Annotated in this window: 13 protein-coding genes and 1 tRNA gene; 9 read left to right on the top strand and 5 right to left on the bottom strand. The window is 69.8% G+C overall.

What is annotated here, in order from left to right; all coding sequences use genetic code 11:
* The first annotated feature begins 23 nt into the window (after positions 1 to 23).
* The 4 genes from DJ021_RS16705 to DJ021_RS16720 all read left to right on the top strand — a co-directional run bounded on the left by DJ021_RS16705 (position 24) and on the right by DJ021_RS16720 (position 6191).
* Complete coding sequence (locus tag DJ021_RS16705; RefSeq protein WP_111458614.1) at positions 24 to 2615, top strand: family 16 glycosylhydrolase; 2592 nt, start codon at positions 24 to 26, stop codon at positions 2613 to 2615.
* A 199-nt stretch (positions 2616 to 2814) separates the two neighbouring features.
* Positions 2815 to 4224 (top strand): circularly permuted type 2 ATP-grasp protein, encoded by a 1410-nt coding sequence (locus DJ021_RS16710; protein ID WP_111458615.1) that lies wholly within the window; start codon positions 2815 to 2817, stop codon positions 4222 to 4224.
* Between the two features lie 31 nt (positions 4225 to 4255).
* Positions 4256 to 5197 (top strand): alpha-E domain-containing protein, encoded by a 942-nt coding sequence (locus tag DJ021_RS16715; RefSeq protein WP_111458616.1) that lies wholly within the window; start codon positions 4256 to 4258, stop codon positions 5195 to 5197.
* A gap of 10 nt (positions 5198 to 5207) precedes the next feature.
* The gene (locus DJ021_RS16720) at positions 5208 to 6191 is read left to right on the top strand and encodes a transglutaminase family protein (RefSeq protein WP_111458617.1); all 984 of its coding nucleotides are present in this window, start codon (positions 5208 to 5210) and stop codon (positions 6189 to 6191) included.
* Positions 6192 to 6194: 3 nt separating this feature from the next.
* Here DJ021_RS16720 and DJ021_RS16725 read toward each other — a convergent pair whose 3' ends face one another.
* Positions 6195 to 6812: a YiiX/YebB-like N1pC/P60 family cysteine hydrolase gene (locus tag DJ021_RS16725; RefSeq protein ID WP_165837248.1), complete on the bottom strand. Its 618-nt coding sequence runs from the start codon at positions 6810 to 6812 to the stop codon at positions 6195 to 6197.
* A gap of 288 nt (positions 6813 to 7100) precedes the next feature.
* Here DJ021_RS16725 and DJ021_RS16730 point away from each other — a divergent pair, with 288 nt between their 5' ends.
* The 3 genes from DJ021_RS16730 to DJ021_RS16740 all read left to right on the top strand — a co-directional run bounded on the left by DJ021_RS16730 (position 7101) and on the right by DJ021_RS16740 (position 11087).
* On the top strand, positions 7101 to 9263 hold the full coding sequence (locus tag DJ021_RS16730; RefSeq protein WP_165837249.1) for a TonB-dependent receptor: 2163 nt from the start codon (positions 7101 to 7103) through the stop codon (positions 9261 to 9263).
* Between the two features lie 118 nt (positions 9264 to 9381).
* Positions 9382 to 9804: an SRPBCC family protein gene (locus DJ021_RS16735; RefSeq protein WP_165837250.1), complete on the top strand. Its 423-nt coding sequence runs from the start codon at positions 9382 to 9384 to the stop codon at positions 9802 to 9804.
* 215 nt (positions 9805 to 10019) lie between these two features.
* A complete protein-coding gene (locus tag DJ021_RS16740) occupies positions 10020 to 11087 on the top strand; it encodes an NAD(P)-dependent alcohol dehydrogenase (RefSeq protein ID WP_111458621.1) in 1068 nt (355 codons plus the stop codon).
* A gap of 163 nt (positions 11088 to 11250) precedes the next feature.
* Here the strand turns inward: DJ021_RS16740 and DJ021_RS16745 are convergent.
* A tRNA-Lys gene (locus tag DJ021_RS16745) sits at positions 11251 to 11325 on the bottom strand.
* Between the two features lie 122 nt (positions 11326 to 11447).
* On the opposite strand from DJ021_RS16745, the gene DJ021_RS16750 reads away from it, so the two are divergent.
* Positions 11448 to 12044 (top strand): hypothetical protein, encoded by a 597-nt coding sequence (locus DJ021_RS16750; protein ID WP_111458622.1) that lies wholly within the window; start codon positions 11448 to 11450, stop codon positions 12042 to 12044.
* On the opposite strand, the gene tgt is transcribed toward DJ021_RS16750, so the two are convergent.
* Both tgt and queA read right to left on the bottom strand, forming a co-directional pair.
* The gene (gene tgt, locus DJ021_RS16755; RefSeq protein ID WP_111458623.1) at positions 12029 to 13144 is read right to left on the bottom strand and encodes a tRNA guanosine(34) transglycosylase Tgt; all 1116 of its coding nucleotides are present in this window, start codon (positions 13142 to 13144) and stop codon (positions 12029 to 12031) included. The genes DJ021_RS16750 and tgt overlap by 16 nt on opposite strands.
* The gene (gene queA / locus DJ021_RS16760) at positions 13144 to 14220 is read right to left on the bottom strand and encodes a tRNA preQ1(34) S-adenosylmethionine ribosyltransferase-isomerase QueA (RefSeq protein WP_111458624.1); all 1077 of its coding nucleotides are present in this window, start codon (positions 14218 to 14220) and stop codon (positions 13144 to 13146) included. Before queA ends, tgt begins: the two co-directional genes overlap by 1 nt.
* Before the next feature lie 66 nt (positions 14221 to 14286).
* Between queA and DJ021_RS16765 the strand changes: the two genes are divergently transcribed.
* A complete protein-coding gene (locus tag DJ021_RS16765; protein ID WP_111458625.1) occupies positions 14287 to 15252 on the top strand; it encodes an endonuclease/exonuclease/phosphatase family protein in 966 nt (321 codons plus the stop codon).
* On the opposite strand, the gene DJ021_RS16770 is transcribed toward DJ021_RS16765, so the two are convergent.
* Positions 15224 to 15685: a hypothetical protein gene (locus DJ021_RS16770; RefSeq protein WP_111458626.1), complete on the bottom strand. Its 462-nt coding sequence runs from the start codon at positions 15683 to 15685 to the stop codon at positions 15224 to 15226. The two genes, DJ021_RS16765 and DJ021_RS16770, sit on opposite strands and share 29 nt — an antisense overlap.
* Between the last annotated feature and the right edge of the window lies 1 nt (position 15686).

The raw sequence follows: 15686 nt of genomic DNA on the forward strand, positions 1-15686 counted from the left end.
TCAAAACCGACGGGGGTTTCACCGTGTCCTATCAAAATTACGCGGGCGCTTGGCTGACGCAGTCGGACGCCAACTACGACTGGCTGCCCAATCCCTGGACCCCCGTGGCGCTCACGCCCGGCGTCGACACCGTGAAGATCTGGCAGTCCTACGTGCTGCCTGACAGCGCTAACAATCTGATCGTCTTCGGCGACGGCAACTACGCCGCCGGCAACAACCAGGACAACGTCCTCAAGGCGGTGGCGAACAACAACCTCATCTATGGCGGCCGCGGCGCCGACGTCTTCGTGGGCGACGGCAGCACCACCTACATCGTCGCCCAGGGCGAGGGCGACAAGGTCATCCAGAACTTCAGCGAGGGCGGCGACAAGCTGCGGCTGATCGGCGGAAACCTCACCACCTTCGACGCGGTGAAGTCGGCCATGGTGCAGCAGGGCTCCGACGTCGTGCTGAACGACGGCGGGACGATGATCGCCTTCCGCAACGCCAGCATCGGGCAATTCCAGGCCAAGGACTTCCAGTTGCCGCTGAACATGGCCGCGTTCGGGGCGCCGACGTTCAGCGAGGACTTCAACAGCTCGGGCACGATCGGCGCGAACTGGGCCACCAACTACGGCTATGCCGGCACGGGGCTGAACAGCTTCACCCTGCCCAACAACGGCGAGCAGCAGATCTACGCCAGCCCGAGCTTCCAGGGGACGTCGAACGCGCCCCTCGGGCTCAATCCCTTCTCGTTCAACAACGGCGTCCTGACCATCTCGGCGACACCGGTGTCCTCGGCCCAGTCGGCGCAGATGTGGGGCTACAACTACGCCTCGGGCATGCTGGAATCCAACTACGCCCAGACCTACGGCTACTTCGAGATGCGCGCCGAGCTGCCGCACGGCCAGGGCCTGTGGCCGGCCTTCTGGCTGCTGGGCGGGGACAACAAGGAGATCGACGTCCTCGAAGGCCTGGGGAGCGACACCCGGACCGCCAACAACGCGATCCACAGCAACGCCGTGCCGGCGCTCGGCAACCACAGCTACAATCCCTATCCCGACGGCTTCCACACCTACGGCGTGCTGTGGACCGCCCAGACGATCACCTACTACGTCGACCAGACCCCGGTCTGGCAGGTGGCCACGCCCGCCGACATGAACTCGCCGATGCATATGATCGTGAACCTGGCGGTGGGCGGCAACTGGCCGGGCTCCCCCGACGGCTCCACGCCGTGGCCCGCCAACATGCAGATCGACTACATCCGCGCCTACGGCCTGCCCGATCCCAACGCCGCCGCGCCGCCGGTGACCCCGCCCGTGACGGCCCCGGTCACCCCGCCGCCGGTGACGTCGGGCGGCGACCAGGTGCTGACCTCGGCCTACGCCGGCGCCACCCTGACCGGCGGCGCGGGCGCCGACACCCTGAACGCCAGCCAGGGTTCGGACCGCCTGACCGGCGGCGCCGGCGCGGACACCTTCGTCTTCAAGGCCATGCCCTGGAACGCCGGCCACATCACCGACTTCCAGGTCGGCGTCGACAAGCTCGACCTGACCGCGCTCTACGCCAACGGCTACCGCGGCGCCGATCCGGTGGCGGACGGCTACGTCAGCTTCGTCGCCGACGGCGCCGGCGGGACCAAGGTGCTGGTGGACACCGACGGCTGGGCGGGCGGCAACACCATCAAGTTCGTGGTGGCCACCCTCGACGGCGTCGCGCCTTCGGGCCTGAACGCCGCCAACGTGCTCGGCGGCGCGACCAGCTCCAGCGGCGGAACGACGCCGCCGGTCACCACCGGCGGCGGCCAGGTGCTGACCTCGGCCTACGCCGGCGCCACCCTGACCGGCGGAGCCGGCGCCGACACCCTGAACGCCAGCCAGGGCTCCGACCGCCTGACGGGCGGCGCGGGCGCCGACACCTTCGCCTTCAAGGCCATGCCGTGGAGCGCCGGCCACATCACCGACTTCCAGGTCGGGGTCGACAGGCTGGACCTCTCCAGCCTCTACGCCAACGGCTACAGCGGCGCGAACCCCGTGGCCGACGGCTACGTCAGCTTCGTCGCCGACGGCGCGGGCGGGACCAAGGTCCTGCTGGACACCGACGGCTGGGGCGGCGCCAACGCCATCAAGTTCCAGGTCGTCACCCTCGACGGCGTGTCGCCCGACGGCCTGACCGCCGCCAACGTGTTCGGCGGCTCCGGCGCGGCCGCCCCGACCACGCCTCCCGCCAGCGCGGCCGGCCAGCTGCTGACCTCGCCCTATCCGGGGGCCCCCCTGACCGGCGGCGCGGGAGCGGACACGCTGAACGCCAGCCAGGGCTCCGACCGCCTCACCGGCGGGGCGGGCGCGGACTCTTTCGCCTTCGCCAAGGCCCCGTGGAGCGCCGGCCACATCACCGACTTCACCCCCGGCGTCGACGTCATCGACCTGCGCGGCCTGTTCACCGCCGCCGGCTACCACGGCGGCGACCCGATCGCGGACGGCTACCTGTCCTTCCAGTCGGACGGCGCGGGCGGGACCAAGGTGATGTTCGACCAGGACGGCTGGGGCGGGGGCACGCCGTGGCCGATCACCGTCACCACCCTGGACGGCGTCGCGCCAGGCAGCCTGCACAGCGCGGACTGGCTGTTCCACTAGAGGGCAAGGGGACTGCCCAATTGCTGGGCAGTCCCCGCCTTCAGCCCGCCGAACGTGCTTTTTCACCGACCCGCTTCCGGCGCAGCCCGTACCGTCCTAAGCAAGGAACGTGGATGAGGGACGGACAAGCGTGGCGCAGGCCCGGGCGGCGGCGAACCCAGTGATCGATCCCGGCGCACAGGCTACAGCCTATGACGAGATGCGCACCGCCGACGGCGGGGTGCGGCCGCACTACGCCGCCCTCGAGGCGCGGCTCGACACCCTCAGTTCCGACGACCTCGCCGAGCGCCAGCGCACCCTGGAGCGGTTCTTCCTGCTGCAGGGCATCACCTTCACGGTCTACGGCGCGGAGAGCTCCACCGAGCGGATCATCCCCACCGACCTGCTGCCCCGGATCATCCCCGGCGACGAGTGGTCGACCATCGAGACCGGCCTGATCCAGCGGCTGCGGGCGCTGAACATGTTCCTGGCCGACATCTATTCCGGCCAGCAGATCCTGATGGACGGCGTCGTCCCGCGCGACCTGGTGCTCAGCGCGCCGTCCTACCGCCGGGAGATGCAGAACCTCTACGTGCCGCACCAGGCCTACGCCAACGTCTGCGGCTCGGACCTCATCCGCCAGCCCGACGGGGCCTTCGCGGTGCTGGAGGACAACCTGCGGGTCCCGTCCGGCGTCTCCTACATGCTGGCCAACCGCGAGGCCTCCAAGCGGGTCTTCCCCGGCACCTTCCGCGGCGCCTCGGTGCGGCCGGTCGACCGCTATCCGGACCTGCTCTTGTCGACGCTGAAGAGCATGGCGGCGGAGTGGCGGCCCAATCCGCAGGTCGTGGTGCTGACGCCCGGCGTCTACAACTCCGCCTACTTCGAGCACGCCTACCTGGCGCGGCTGATGGGCGTGCCGCTGGTCGAGGGCCGCGACCTCGTGGTGCACGACAACATGGTCTACATGCGCACCACCACGGGCCTGCGCCGGATCGACGTCATCTACCGGCGAGTGGACGACGACTTCATCGACCCCCTCACCTTCCGCCGGGACTCGGGCCTCGGCGCCGCCGGCCTGTTCAACGCCTACCGGGCCGGCAACGTGGTGATCTGCAACGCGCCGGGCACCGGGGTCGCCGACGACAAGGCCGTCTACGCCTACGTCCCGGCAATGATCCGCTACTACCTGGGCGAGGACGCCATCCTGCCCAACATCGAGACCTTCCTGTGCCGCGAGCCGGCGCAGCTCGGCCATGTGCTGGCAAACCTCGACAAGCTGGTGGTCAAGGCGGTGGGCGCCTCCGGCGGCTACGGCATGCTGGTGGGGCCGCACGCCACCCGCGCCGAACAGCAGACCTTCGCTGAGGCGTTGAAAGCGGATCCGGACAACTACATCGCCCAGCCGACCATCCAGCTGTCCACCGCGCCATGCCTGATCGATTCGACCATCGAGCCGCGGCACGTCGACCTGCGCCCCTTCATCCTGTGCGGCGACAAGATCGAGGTGACGCCCGGCGCCCTCACCCGCGTGGCGCTGCGCAAGGGCTCCCTGGTGGTCAACTCCAGCCAGGGCGGCGGCTCGAAGGACACCTGGGTGCTCACCGACACCAAGGAGCTCCGGCCATGATGCTCGGAGTTCTGGGCGGAGGACGGCTCGCATGATGCTCGCCAGGGTCGCCGACAGCCTCTACTGGATCGGCCGCTATGTGGAGCGGGCCGAGCACATGTGCCGGCTCTCCGACGTCATGCTCAACGCCACCCTCGACCGCACCGAGGCCGCCACCCAGGTGGCGCGGATCGCCCTGGCGGCGGTGGGCGATTCCGACGCCGAGGCGCAGAACCCCTACGAGGCGGCGCTGGCCCTGGTGCTCGACCGCGAGGACGAGGGCTCCATCGCCACCTCGCTGGCGCGCGCGCGGGAGAACGCCCGCCAGGTGCGCGACCAGATCACCACCGAAACCTGGGAGCGGCTCAACCTCATCTACCTGCGGATGAACGATCCCAACGCCGAGCGGACCTTCCGCGAGGGGTCCCAGGCCTTCCTGCACGACACCATCGCCGACCTGCACCTGTTCAAGGGCGCGGCGGACGCCACCATGAGCCACGGCGAAGGCTGGCGGTTCCTGCTGCTGGGCGTCTACCTGGAGCGGGCCCAGCTGATCGGCGGCCTCCTGGAGGTCTGCTTCGGCGAGGGCCGCAAACGCCCGATCACCGACCACTTCGCGCTGACCAGCCTGCTGCGGATGAGCTGCGCGCTGGAGCCCTACCTGCGCAAGTACACCGCCGACATGCAGCCGCGCTTCATCCTGGAGTTCCTGCTGCTCGACGAGGATTTCCCGCGCTCGCTGCGCTACTGCACCGCCCAGATCGAGGAGCACCTGGCGAGCCTCAGCCGCCACTTCGAGACGATGGAGGCCACGGGCCCAGACCGCCTGGCCGGCCGGCTGAGGGCGCGGCTGAAGTACGCCGACATGAATGAGGTGCAGGCCCAGGGCGCCAGCGCCTTCATCGCCTCGATCCTGGACGAGGGCGCCAACATCCACCGCGCCGTCTACGAGAACTTCGTGGCCTATCCCCTCGAACAGCGCCTGCCGGCGTAAGGACCCGCCCGTGTTGCTCGAAGTCCGCCACGTGACCCGCTACCTCTACGACGAGCCGGTGCGCGAAAGCATCATGGAGGTGTGGATGCAGCCCCAGAAGGGCGCGCTGCAGCGGCTGGTGAGCTTCGACCTGGAGATCGATCCGGCGGCCCAGCTGTTCTCCTATCCGGACCCGTTCGGCAACGCGGTCTACCACTTCGACGTCCCCCAGCCGCACGACCAGCTGACCATCACCGCCCGTTCGGCGGTCGAGACCCAGCCGGCGACGGCCCTGCCCGAGGCGCTGGACCTCGGCGAATGGGACCGCCTGCGCTCCGACTTCGTCCTCGGCGAGAACTTCGAATTCCTGCGTCCCCACGGCTTCGCCCGCGAGACCGAGGCGCTGCGGGCCTTCATGGCGGAGAAGGGCCTCGACAAGCTGCGCGCCCGCGACCCGCTGAGCGCCGTGCGCGCCCTGTCGGCGATCGTCTACGACTCCTTCGCCTACGAGGCCGGCGTCACCCGCGCCGACAGCCCGATCGACGACTCCCTGCAGGCTCGCCGCGGCGTCTGCCAGGACTTCGCCCACGTGATGCTGGCGATCTGCCGCGCCTGGGGCGTGCCGGCCCGCTACGTGTCCGGCTACCTGTTCACCGACCGCAAGGCGGGCGACCGTTCCGATCCGGACGCCACCCACGCCTGGGTCGAGGTCTTCCTGCCCAGCCTGCGCTGGATCGGCTTCGACCCCACCAACAACATCGTCGCCGGCGAGCGCCACATCGCCTGCGCGGTCGGCCGCGACTACTCCGACGTGCCGCCGTCGCGCGGCGTCTACAAGGGCGACGCCGAGAGCCAGCTGGCGGTTGGCGTCTCGGTGCGACGCGCGCGCGCGGCGCTCAGCGACCCGGAGTTCCTGCGCACCTCGCAGCCCACCCGTTCGCGCAACGGCCAGCGACGCGCCGCCGGCAACGCCTACGAGCAGCAGCAGCGCCAGCAGCAGCAACAACAGCAGTAGGCGTCACGTCCGGATCTGCGCCACCGCCTCCAGGCGCGGGTCGCCGGCGATGTCGGCCGGCGCCATGAACCCCAGCCCGTCCCAGGGAAACTCCAGCCCCACGGTCTCGAAACATCGGGCGACATACTCGGAGCAGATGAACTCGTTCTTCGGCCCGAGGCTGGGATGCAGGCGGACGTCGAAGCGGCTCAGGACGATCCGCAGGGCGATCTTCAGCACCTCGGCCTGGGAGAACCGGTCGCCCAGCCGGCCGAACGCGAACTCCGCCATCTTCTTCAACGGCTTGGCGCGGGATTTTGCGGCCATTCCCGCATGCCGCGCCAACAGGATCCGGCCCGGATATGGCTCGGTCCCGTTGCTGGTGCGGGCCACGAAGCTCGACAGCGGCACGGCGCGGACCCCGAGCTTCTCCACGCATTCCAGCACGATGACCCGGCCGATCTCCTCCAGCTGGAAGGCGATCGCCACATGGCTCCACGGGCTGCGCGTGGACCAGCGGATCAACCGCGAGAAGCTGTCGTCGGCGGAGCACAGCAGGATGTCGCCGTCGCGCACTTGCCGCCGCACCTCGGCGTAGGGCCGGGGCGGAAGCTGCGACAGGACGTCGGGATCGATGGCCATGGCGGCATCAACGCACGGCCAAGCTGAAAGGCTCAAAAGCGGACGGTCGCTGCGGCGGGAAAGCGCTCTTGCGACGACGCTTTGACCCACCGTCCGGAACGGGGCCGACATGGCGCGCCGATGGGCCGTCGTAGCCCGCCGCAGCCCGCAGAACTTAAGCGCCGGCGCAGGGCGACGGAAGGGCGGCCAGGGACCACATTGGCGATTTGCAATGCGGCGTACACCCCACGGTCAAGTCGGGTCGCTATAGGGCGGTGGCGCGTGCGCGTTTCGCCGCCGGGGGCTTGCATGAGACATATTTTCGGTCCCCTGGCCTTGCTGGCCCTCGCCTCCGCCACTCCGATCCGCGCCCAGACGAGCCCGCCGACGACGTCGGCCTCGACGGCGCACGCGGTCGATGAGGTGGTGGTCACCGCAACGCGGCCGCCCGCCCAGACCCTGCTCGACCGCAAGGTGTACACGGTCACGAACGACGTCATGGCCGCCTCCAGCTCGGCGGCGGAGATCCTCAACAACGTCCCGTCGGTGGCGGTCGACGTGGATGGCGGCATCACCCTTCGCGGCGACGGCAACGTCACGGTTCTGGTCGACGGCAAGCCGTCCGCCCAGTTCTCCGGCGCGGCCCGCGGACTGAGCCTGCTGCAGTTCCCGGCCAGCGAGATCGACCGGGTCGAGGTGCTGGCCAATCCGCCGGCCCAGTTCAAGGCCGAGGGCTCCGGCGGCGTCATCAACATCATCACCAAGAAGACCCGCAAGGCGGGCTTCTCCGGCTCCACGCAACTGACCGTGGGCGACAAGCGCCGCTACGTGTTCGGGGTCGACGGCAGCTACAACACCGACAGGCTCAAGCTCTCCGGCGGGATCGGATTGCGCCAGGACGCCAAGGAGCGCCTGACGACCTCGAACCGCACGGTGCTGGATCCGACCTCGAACGACCTGGTCCAGAGCCAGCAGAACATCGACGAGCATTTCCGCCGCCTGATCCCCTCGGTCAGGGGCAGCGTCGACTACGACCTGAACGACCGCCAATCGGTCGGCGCCTCGTTCAGCCACCGTGAGCTGACCGGGGCGCGGTTCTTCGATCAGCACGACCTCAGCGGCCCGGCGATGGGGCCGGCGACGAGCCTCTCCGACCGGCACAGCGACGGCCACGAGTGGAGCGTCGACGAGAGCGAGGCTCTGCATTTCGACCAGAAGCTCTGGCGTCCGAACGAGACGCTCAGCATCGCCCTGCAACGCAGCGTCAACCGCGAGCGCGAGCGCTACGCCTATCAGAACACCTTCGCCATGCCCGCGGCGGCCCCGACCTTCGACGACCTGCACCTCAGCCACGACATCGTGAAGACCGAGTTCAGCGCCGACTACGACCTGCCGCTGGCGCACGAGCGGGAGGTGAAATTCGGCTACGACTTCGAGGGCGACCAGAACGCCTTCGACAACACCGGCGACAACATCGATCCGGCGAGCGGCCTGCCGGTGGCCAATCCGCTCCTCACCAACCATTTCCGGTACCGGCAGCAGGTGAACGCGGCCTATGGCGAGTACCAGACCCCGCTGGGCGCCTGGCGCCTGCAGGCCGGCCTGCGGCTGGAAGCGACCCACGTCTCCACCCTGCAGATCACCGGCGACGTCCCCGGCGGCCGCAGCGACGTCGCCGCCTATCCGAGCCTGCACCTGGATCGCGACGTCGGCGACGCCGGCAAGCTCTCGGCCAGCGTCACCCGGCGGACCACCCGCCCGGACCCGGAAGCCCTCAACCCCTTCGTCGACTACCAGGACACCCACAACCTGCGGGCCGGCAATCCGGACCTGCGCCCGCAGGACACCTGGTCGTACCAGCTCGGCTACAGCGGCACGGTGATCTCGCAGACCTACAGCGCCACCGCCTACTACCGCACCGACCGCAACAGCGTCACCGACGTCACCACGCCGATCAGCGCCGACGTGGTCCTGGTGACCAAGGCCAACCTGCCCCTGACCCGGTCCAGCGGCGTGGAATTCAGCGCCAACGGCAGGATCAATCCGAAACTGTCCTACGGCGTCAGCGGCGACGTCTTCTACAGCCAGATCGACGCCGTCTCGCTCGGCGCGGCCGGACTGAAGTCGACGACGGGCGTGAACCTCAAGGCCAGCCTCGACTACCGCCCGACCAGCGCGGACACCGCCCAGATCTCGGTCTCGCGGTCGGACAAGCGGCTCACGCCCCAGGGCTACGTCACCGCCCTCAACCTGGTGAACATCGGCTACCGCCGGCAGATCCGGCCCGACCTGGCCGTCACGCTGACCGTGAGCGACCTCTTCGACGGCCAGCGGTACCGCCGGCTCGTCACCACGCCGCAGCTCCGCGACGACTACCTGCGCCACCAGATCGGCCGCATCGCCTACGTCGGCTTCGTCTACACCTTCGGCGCGCCGAAGAAGGCCAAGGCCGGGTTCGAATACGACCAGTAGATCTGGAGGCCAGATCGGCGTCGCCGCTGGTACGGGCTCCATGGGCGAACAGGTCAAATTGATTGGCGCTTGGTGAAATTCCTCCGTTGAATGCGTGATCATTCCAGGAGCGTGTCCCGTGGAACTCCACGTCGAGCATGTCATTCACGCCGCGCCTGCCGAGGTCGCCCGGATAATGTTCGATCCTGAGCTTGAGGCCCAATGGGTCGGGAAAGCCGGGAACGCGGAGAAGCTGACCGACGGCCCGATCTCCGTCGGCTCTCGCGTCCGTCACCCGGCCGGCCTGCTGGGCATGCGGGCCCCGTTTGTGACGGAGGTCACGGAGCTGGAACCCGATCGCCGCCTTGTGATGGAGATCGTGGAGGGATCCGAGAGCGGCGTCGTCGTGTACCAGGTCGCTCCGACCGCAGGCGGTTCCGTTGTGACCGTCCACGTGCGGAACAAGCCGAAGCTCCCGATTCCCCAGGCGCCCTGGGCTCGCAGACACCACGTCGAAGAGAACCTGCACCGCCTGGCCACCCTTGTGGCGCGGCTGCACTAACGCGGCGAGACGGAGCCTCGGGGGGGCAGTCGATCTTGCGCCCCCTGACCGCGATCCTGCGCGACCAGCCTCGGTCTGAATCGGGCTGCACGACAAATTCGGCGAGCCGGTCTGCGGCGCGACGCTGTCAAGGTCTGACGTTTTGCCTCTGAGCGCACATCTGCAGCCTGTTCGTCCCCCGACGGACGCTCCCCAAACTTGCCTGGACCTTTCTGATGCACGCCCACGCCTATGCCGCGCAAAGCGGCGCCACGCCGCTCGCCCCCTTCAGCTTCGAACGCCGCGACCCCGGCCCCAACGACGTCGCGATCGACATCCTGTTCTGCGGCGTCTGCCACTCCGACCTGCACACCGCCCGCGGCGAATGGCAGGGGGTCATGTTTCCCTCCGTGCCGGGCCACGAGATCATCGGCCGGGTCTCCGCCGTCGGCGCCCAGGTTTCGAAGTTCAAGGAAGGCGACCTCGTCGGGGTCGGCTGCATGGTCGACAGCTGCCAGCACTGCGACCCCTGCAAGCGGGGGCTCGAGCAGTACTGCGAAGTCGGGATGACCGGCACCTACAACGGCCCCGAGCAAGGGACCGGCGCCAACACCTACGGCGGCTACTCCGACAAGATCACCGTGCGGCAGGAGTTCGTCCTGCGCCTCCCCGACGGCCTGGACCCGGCCGCCGCCGCGCCGCTGCTCTGCGCCGGCATCACCACCTATTCGCCGCTCAGGCACTGGAACGCCGGGCCCGGCAAGAAGGTCGGGGTCGTCGGCCTGGGCGGCCTCGGCCACATGGCCGTCAAGCTGGCCCACGCCATGGGCGCGGAGGTGACGCTCTTCACAACCTCGCCGGGCAAGGAAGATGACGCCCGCCGACTGGGCGCCAGCCACGTGGTGCTGTCGCGGGACCCCGAGGCGATGGCCGCCCAGGCCCGCACCTTCGATCTGATCATCAACACCGTCGCCGTTCCCATGGACCTCGACCCTTACATCGCCGCCCTGGCGCTGGACGGGACCATGGTGCTGGTGGGCGCGCCGCCTGAAGCGCACAAGAGCCCGTCGGTCTTCCCGCTCCTGATGGCGCGGCGCTCCATCGCCGGCTCCGGCATCGGCGGCATCCCGGAAACCCAGGAGATGCTGGACTTCTGCGCCGCCCACGGCGTCGTCTCCGACATCGAGATCATCCCGATGCAGGACATCGAGGCCGCCTACGCCCGCATGCTGAAGAGCGATGTGAAGTACCGCTTCGTCATCGACATGCAGTCCCTGAAGGACGAGGCGGCCAGGGCCGCCTGACGCCGGCCACCCCGGCTCCGGCGCGGCCCAACCCGCCCGCCGGAGTCCGGGGACCTCTCGTCGCCGGAACTAGCCCATCGCTCGCATCTCACCGACCTAAAGCGGCCGGTGAACATCGTTCCGCGACCACGGAACTTTAACTTGCTGATATCATTATCAAATCTGGTAGGCCGGGTGAGGTTCGAACTCACGACCATTCGATTAAAAGTCGAATGCTCTACCACTGAGCTACCGGCCCACGACGCACAGGGTCCTTCGGACGCCCCGGCGAAGCGGCGCGGACCTTAGGCGCCAGCCCCTGTCCGCGCAAGGGCGGCGCGGCCTTAAACAGCGGCGAACGGTCGGCTAGAATTGGCCGCGATGCGCCGAATCTCCCTCGCCTGCCTTCTCGCCGCCGCGCTCGCGGGCGCCGGCTGCGCCGCCACGCCGCCGCCTAACGGCTCCCAGCGCGTGCAGACCACCTCGGCCGCCAACCGCGAGGACATCAAGGGCGCGGTGTCGGCGCCGCTGCGCGATCTCAACGTCCGGCGCACCTGGATCCCGGAGGTGCTGCTGCAGGCCATGGCCGACCCCTACGGGCGACCGTCGAAGAAGCTCAAATGCACGGAGCTCGCCGCCCTGCTCAAGCCGCTGAACGACGCCCTGGGCGCCGATCTCGACGAGCCATCGGTGGACGAGGACGACCTGTTGCAGAAGGGCCGGACGACCGCGCTGGGCGCGGTGGCCGGCGTCGCCTCCGACGCCATCCCGTTCCGCGGCTGGGTGCGTAAGCTGTCGGGCGCGGAGCGGCACGATCGCCTGGTGCAGGCGGCGATCACCGCCGGCGGCGTGCGCCGCGCCTACCTCAAGGGCCTCGGCGAGGCGCATGGCTGCAGCCCGCCGGCGACGCCCTCGCACGTGCTGGCCGGCGCCCCGGTCGTCACCCAGGACATGAAGCCCCGCTATCCGATCCGTTGACGCGCCTTGAACTCGCGGCGGAAGGCGTCCAGCCGGCCTTCGGCGATGGCGGCGCGCAGCTGGACCATCAGGGTCTGGAAGAAGCCGATGTTGTGCCAGGAGAGCAGCACCTGGCCGAGGATCTCCTCGGACTTCACCAGGTGGTGCAGGTAGGCCTTGGAGTAGTCGCGGCTGGCCGGCACGTCGCTCGTGGGATCGAGGGGCTCGTCGTCGTCGGCGAACCGGGCGTTCTTCAGGTTCACCGAGCCCTCCCAAGTCCAGGCCTGGCCGTGGCGCCCGGACCGCGTCGGCAGCACGCAGTCGAACATGTCCACGCCGCGCGCCACCGCCTCGACCAGGTCGATGGGCTTGCCGACGCCCATCAGGTAGCGCGGCCGGTCGGCCGGCAGCATGGCCGGTGCGTACTCCAGCACCTCGACCATGCCCTCATGCCCCTCACCCACCGCCAGCCCGCCGATGGCGTAGCCGTCGAAGCCGATCTCGATCAGCCGGTCGGCGGATTCGCGCCGCAGAGCCTCGAAGGTGGAGCCTTGCTGGATGCCGAACAGCGCTTGCGTATCGCGTTCGCCGAACGCGTTCTTACAGCGTTGCGCCCACCGCGCCGACAGCCGCATGGCCTCGGCCGCCCGCGCCTCCTCGGCCGGCCAGGCGACGCATTCGTCGAGCTGCATGACGATGTCGGAGCCCAGCAGGTCGGCCTGGATCTCGATCGACCGCTCGGGGCTGAGCACGTGCCTGGAGCCGTCCAGGTGGCTCTGGAAGGTGACGGCGTCCTCCTTCACCTTGGAGATCTTCGACAGCGACATCACCTGGAAGCCGCCGGAATCGGTGAGGATCGGCTTCTCCCAGCGCATGAACCGGTGCAGCCCGCCCAGCCGCGCCACCCGCTCGGCGGTCGGCCGCAGCATCAGGTGGTAGGTGTTGCCCAGGATGATGTCGGCGCCGCTCTGCGCGACCTGGTCCACGGTCAGCGCCTTGACGGTGGCGGCGGTGCCCACGGGCATGAAGGCCGGCGTGCGGATGTCGCCACGGGAGGTCGAGAGCACGCCGGTGCGGGCCTCGCCGTCGGTGGCGGCGATGGTGAACGGGAACCCGGCCATCAGGCGGCCCTCCAGAGCAGGCTGCCGTCACCGTAGGAATAGAACCGGTAGCCGGTGGCGATGGCGTGGGCGTAGGCCGCGCGCATGGTCTCCAGCCCAGCGAAGGCCGAGACCAGCATGAACAGCGTCGACTTCGGCAGGTGGAAGTTGGTGACCAGTCCGTCGGCGGCGCGGAAGCGGTAACCGGGGGTGATGAAGATGGCGGTCTCGTCCATGAACGGGCGGACCACGCCGTCCTCGCCGGTGGCCGACTCCAGCAGCCGCAGCGAGGTGGTGCCGACGCAGACGATCCGCCCGCCGGCCCGGCGCACGGCGTTCAGCCGCTCGGCGGTGGCGGCGTCGACCTCGCCCCACTCGGCGTGCATCCGGTGCTCGGCCAGGTTCTCGGTCTTCACCGGCAGGAAGGTGCCGGCCCCCACGTGCAGGGTGACGAAGGCGGTCTCCACGCCAGCCTCGGCGAGGCGGGCGAACAGCTCAGGCGTGAAGTGCAGGCCGGCGGTGGGCGCGGCGACCGAGCCGTCCTCCTCGGCATAGACGGTCTGGTAGTCGGTGCGGTCCTGGGCGTCCTCGCCCCGCTTGGCGGCGATATAGGGCGGCAACGGCATGGCGCCGCGCTCGGCGATGGCCGCGTCGAGGTCCGGCCCCGAGAGGTCGAAGGCCAGCGTCACCTCGCCGCCCTCGCCCTTCGCCTTCACCGTGGCGTCCAGCGCGCCCAGCAGGCAGGCGCGGTCGTCGGTCTCGCCGAACGACACCCGGTCGCCCACCGCCAGCCGTTTGCCCGGCCGCATGAACGCCGTCCAGGCGTGGGGCGACAGGCGCTTATGCAGGGTGGCCTCGACCCGCATGCTGGTCGCCTCGCGCCTGCGCACGCCCTTCAGCCGCGCGGGAATCACCCGGGTGTCGTTGAGCACCAGGATGTCGCCGGCCCGCAGCAGGCCCGGCAGGTCGCGCACCTGCAGGTCACGGAGCGCCTGCCCCGGCTCGACCACCAGCAGGCGCGCGGAATCCCGCGGGCTCGCGGGCCGCAGGGCGATGCGGTCCTCAGGAAGATCGAAGTCGAAATCGGCAAGCTGCATGAAGGGCGGGTCAAGGCCATGCGAGGGCCTGCACGTCAAGCGCGCGACCGTGATAGAGCCCTTTCGATGCGCTTCCTGCGAGTCGTGTTCACGGCGATCCTGGCCACGTTCCTGCTCGGGTTGGGCGCCGTCTGCGCGGCCGCGGCGGTGGCGGCGCAATGGGGCCGGACCAGCCTCGCCTTCGACGTCCTCACCCATTTCGCGCCGTTCTGGCTGGCCGGGGCCCTGGTGGCGACGCTCGCCGGCCTGGCGCTGCGCGGACCGGTCCGCGTGGCGATCGTCGGCCTGGGGCTGGTCGGGACGTTCGCCGCCGGCGCCCTGATCGCACCGGAACTGGTCCGCCACACCGGGCCTCACGCCGCGCCCGGGGCTCCGGGCCAGCTGAAGATCGTCCAGTTCAACGCCTGGCATAACAACGCCGACCTCGAGCGCACCATCGACTGGCTGGCCCGCGAGGCGCCCGACATCGTGGTGATCGAGGAGACGACCCCGGCGATCCGGGCGCTGATCGCCGCGAAGACCAACTGGTACGTCACCTGCCCGAAGTGCGAGGTGATGATCCTGTCGCGCCGGCCGCCGGTGGCCGACGGCGTGGCCTTCCTGGGCCACCGGTCCGGACCGCTGTCGCGCGCCACTTTCCGCGACGCCCGGGGCGAGTTCACCGTCCTGGGCGTCCACAACGCCTGGCCGACCGATCCCGACCAGCCGATGCAGGAACGCAGGCTGGCCGCAGCCGTGGCGAGGTTTCCGCGCGAGCGGACCATCGTCACCGGCGATTTCAACTCGACGCCCTGGTCGTTCTCCCGCCGGCGCTGGGACCGCGCGCTGGGCTTGGTCCGCCGGGAGCGGGCGCTCTTCTCCTGGCCGGCGGTGCAGTACAAGCGGCTGCGGTGGACCGGCTTTCCCTACCTGGCGATCGACCACGTCTACGCCGGGTCCGGCTGGGCGACCGTGAGCGTCAGGCGCGGCCCGAAGCTGGGCTCGGACCACTATCCGGTGGTCGTCATCCTGGCGCCTGTCGCGCCGCGCTGAGCGCCGCCTCGAGTTTCTCCCGCTGGACGGTGTGGTCGGCGTCGAGCGCCTCGGCCTTGCGCTCGAGCGTCGCGCGCTCCGCCTCCAGCTTCGCGCGGGCCTGCGAATGCGCGGCGTCGAGGGCGGCGAGCTTGGTTTCCAGGTCCGCCACCTTCCTGAGCGCAGCCTTCGACGGCCCGGCCGGCCTGGCGGCCTTCGGCGGCTTCAGCTTGGCAAGATCGGCGCGCGTGCCGGCCGGCCGGCGCAGCACCTCGCCGGGCTCGGCGGTGGCCGCCTTCACCAGCGCCGGATCGTCGGTCTCGTGCGCCAGGCCTTCCTTGAAGATGTCCTGGCGCACGCCCCAGGCCGCCAGGGCCTTGGCCCTGGAGCTGGTCGCGATGACGTAGTCGGTGAGCCCGTCCGAGGTGACGAAGACCTTCAGGCGCGGCGCCATG

This window comes from Phenylobacterium hankyongense (assembly GCF_003254505.1).
In the GTDB taxonomy this organism is placed as follows: Bacteria; Pseudomonadota; Alphaproteobacteria; order Caulobacterales; family Caulobacteraceae; genus Phenylobacterium; species Phenylobacterium hankyongense.

Coding starts and splice junctions, on each gene's coding strand:
- DJ021_RS16710 (WP_111458615.1), top strand. CDS start 2,815: ATGCGCACCGCCGACGGCGGGGTGCGGCCGCACTACGCCGCCCTCGAG.
- DJ021_RS16715 (WP_111458616.1), top strand. CDS start 4,256: ATGATGCTCGCCAGGGTCGCCGACAGCCTCTACTGGATCGGCCGCTAT.
- DJ021_RS16725 (WP_165837248.1), bottom strand. CDS start 6,812: ATGGCCATCGATCCCGACGTCCTGTCGCAGCTTCCGCCCCGGCCCTAC.
- DJ021_RS16730 (WP_165837249.1), top strand. CDS start 7,101: ATGAGACATATTTTCGGTCCCCTGGCCTTGCTGGCCCTCGCCTCCGCC.
- DJ021_RS16740 (WP_111458621.1), top strand. CDS start 10,020: ATGCACGCCCACGCCTATGCCGCGCAAAGCGGCGCCACGCCGCTCGCC.
- DJ021_RS16750 (WP_111458622.1), top strand. CDS start 11,448: ATGCGCCGAATCTCCCTCGCCTGCCTTCTCGCCGCCGCGCTCGCGGGC.
- tgt (WP_111458623.1), bottom strand. CDS start 13,144: ATGGCCGGGTTCCCGTTCACCATCGCCGCCACCGACGGCGAGGCCCGC.
- queA (WP_111458624.1), bottom strand. CDS start 14,220: ATGCAGCTTGCCGATTTCGACTTCGATCTTCCTGAGGACCGCATCGCC.
- DJ021_RS16765 (WP_111458625.1), top strand. CDS start 14,287: ATGCGCTTCCTGCGAGTCGTGTTCACGGCGATCCTGGCCACGTTCCTG.
- DJ021_RS16770 (WP_111458626.1), bottom strand. CDS start 15,685: ATGGCGCCGCGCCTGAAGGTCTTCGTCACCTCGGACGGGCTCACCGAC.